Origin of the sequence: Acinetobacter sp. CFCC 10889 (assembly GCF_003268395.1) — a bacterium.
In the GTDB taxonomy this organism is placed as follows: Bacteria; Pseudomonadota; Gammaproteobacteria; order Pseudomonadales; family Moraxellaceae; genus Acinetobacter.
On the sequence record NZ_LQXQ01000130.1, the window covers coordinates 1 to 2,775 of the forward strand.

Sequence of the window (2,775 nt, forward strand, 5' to 3'; positions counted from 1 at the left end):
TATCTTCTAAATCTTCAATCTTATATTTGAGCGATAAAATAGAATTTTTTAAACGCTCATTTTCAGGAGCATCAGGATTTTTTAATTGATTAAAAATTTCTAATAATTCGTTGCGATTAGTGCTTAACCTTTCAATGTCACTTTCAATAGCCATTCTTGGTGTCCACAGAGCAAGTAAAATTTGCTCATAGTCTTTGAGTTCTTGATGGCTCATTGCATCTAATTCAGCTCTAGTTTTCATGGTTTAAAATCCGTCTTGCTATGAAGAGCTTTAAAAATCCGCTTTGCTGTTTCCTCTCTTACACTTTTCGGATCTCGTAAGATGCCACTAATCCAAAGGGCAAAACTAGGATAGTCCTGGAAGTTACTTAGGTCTGATAGCTCAGAAAGTTTAGATAAAATAGCACTGTACTTGTTAATTTGAGCATCAGACAGGTTGCAGAACATATCTATTGTTTTTGGATCTCGCTCAGGAGCTATTAATTTTGGCTTAGATTTTTCTTTCACAGTGAACTTAAAGCCGACAACAGAACGTCCTTTTTTAACTGGACTATAGTCAACTGTTACATCGGTAAATTCATTAATTTCATCTAATGAGCTCTTCAAAACTCTTCGTTTTAAGTTCCTCAAATCTCTATAAGATTCTGGTAAACCAAACTCTGTAAACATTTCATTTAGCGTTAATTCAAAGCCATTTTTTGCCTGATTTTTTTTCGCTAAATGGTAAAAGTCTATTGAGTAGTCTTTTTTTAATTTTAGAACTACATCTTTTTTATAACGAGTGTATGGATTGTATTTATCTAAAATTTTCAACATCACCAAAACAATAGATGTAAACCTTAAAGATATCCCTGCATCTTCATAAGTAGCATCAATTACCCAGTTAGAGTAGACCTTTTTCCCCCTATCATTAACGTATGAAAAGGACCGATCTACTAGTTTTTTTGACGCATTTTCAATTTGTTTATAAGCAGAATTGACTTTGATACCACAGTCATCAGCAAATTGTTGAGCAGATATTAAGATTTGATCTTGTTCACTTGCATCGACATTTCTAGCAATCGGAGAAGCCATAATTAAAATTCTTTTTTCATCTACAGACATGCTTTTAAAGCATTCAGTAACTTTGTTTTGAATAGCCATTGTTGTTACTGGATAAGATTTATCATAACTATTTTCTTTATTCATTCAGATATCAAACCTTATAAAAAATGAACATGATTTTTGTACCCTTATGAGAAAACAATGTACACCAATAAACATAAGGGTACAATAATTTATTTGTACCCTTTATCATGCTATTTGTACCCTTTAATCATGCTATTTGTACCCTTTTAAACGATAAAATCATGCTATTTGTACCCTTTATCATGCTATTTGTACCCTTTTAACGCTTGAAACTATTGCTGCATAAGGTTTTCAGAGGGTCTAAAAGCTTTTAAAAGCTTTTTAAAAGAATAAAAGGGAATTTATTTCCAAAGTGAGTTATTAAAACTGCCCTTGGTACTCGCTAAAGCTCGTACTCTATTGAAGCTCGTTTCACTCGCTTCGTGGGGGCAGTTTTTTGCATATATGATCAAGGATTCAAAAAGCAAAACATGAATAATGCATTCGCTATGCTCATGCTTTTTGACGAGCAAAAGCATCAATACTTCGCTCGTAGACACTCGCTAATCACTGTCCCCAGTAATTCAATAAAAAACGGTTTTTCAGAGGGGGAATAAGCAAACTTTCGTTGTGTCGCTCGTAGATACTCGCTAAAAGGCTCTCATTTGCGTTCTAAGCGATTTTATTTTTATCAACTATAGTTTTACTGTATTTCTATCAAAAGTCGCTAAAACCCCCGTTTTTTTGCGCTTAAATGGGATTTCTAAGGCGTGTAGTCATGGTTATTGTCATTTTCTGGCTTTTTAGGCTCATTTCTCTGCTGTTTTTCTTGTTCTTGGCGTCTTACAAATGCCAAATGTTCTTGTTGCTCTCGTTCTTGTGCATAGCGTTGTTCTTGTTGCTCTCGTTCTTTACGTAACTGCTGTTCTCTAGATTCACGATCTTTTCGGTCGTTTTCGAGCTGTATTGCTCTTTTTTGGGAAAACTCTTGCTGCGCTTCGGTCTCAATTTTTTTTGTAAAAGCCGCATGCAATTCTTGGATTTTTAGATCTTCCATTTCTTCTGCATATAGTCGCTTTTGTTTTTCACCATTTTGAGGACTAAAGTATTTATTTCCATAGTTATCTTCTTCAAATATATAACTATTTATGATCTCCAGTCTTTGATCGCGTACATACTCTTGATACTCAGTTTCTCTGCGTGATATTTCAGAAATTTGATGATCTATATTTGAAATTTGATCATTAAGTTTTCGTTGTTTAACAGTGATGTTCGGTTCGTCAAATTTTGCAAAAGACTTTTTAGGCTGGAGCAGCTGATTTTCTTCTGTCCATTTATTTAAATGATCAGAATATCTCTCTTTTTTTTCTATTTCACTAAGACCAGAAATATGCTTTTGGATGTCTAGTTGGGTGTTGTGTTGGTCGATCAGGTCATTTATTTGATTGATCCATTTTGTTTTAAAAAATAAAGGCTCTTTTTTGCGTAGTTCTGATATTGCAGAACTCATCGTGTCTAATTTTGTTGTTAATTTTGATAATTCTTCATTTTGGAATTCATAAAGTTTCTGAGAAGTTTTTTCTGAATACTCAGCTTGAGAGTATTGAAACTGAAGCTCACTTCGTACTTTTTGAACAAGATCCTCAGATACTTTGATGTTTTCATCCA

2 protein-coding genes and 1 pseudogene are annotated in these 2,775 nt (G+C 33.6%); all 3 read right to left on the reverse strand.

The features are described 5' to 3' along the window. Positions 1 to 241 (reverse strand): hypothetical protein (locus AVJ19_RS20805; protein ID WP_111861396.1); only part of this gene is annotated, 241 nt, incomplete at its 3' end. Then, positions 238 to 1,188, reverse strand: a complete 951-nt coding sequence (locus tag AVJ19_RS20810; protein ID WP_111861397.1) for a replication initiation protein — start codon at positions 1,186 to 1,188, stop codon at positions 238 to 240. The genes AVJ19_RS20810 and AVJ19_RS20805, both read right to left, overlap by 4 nt. A 682-nt stretch (positions 1,189 to 1,870) precedes the next feature. Beyond that, a pseudogene (locus tag AVJ19_RS20815) lies at positions 1,871 to 2,775 on the reverse strand (mobilization protein (MobL-like)); the annotation flags it as partial.

What these genes read in the sequence shown, in the direction of transcription:
- AVJ19_RS20810 (WP_111861397.1), bottom strand. Translation starts at nt 1,188, where the DNA reads ATGAATAAAGAAAATAGTTATGATAAATCTTATCCAGTAACAACAATG.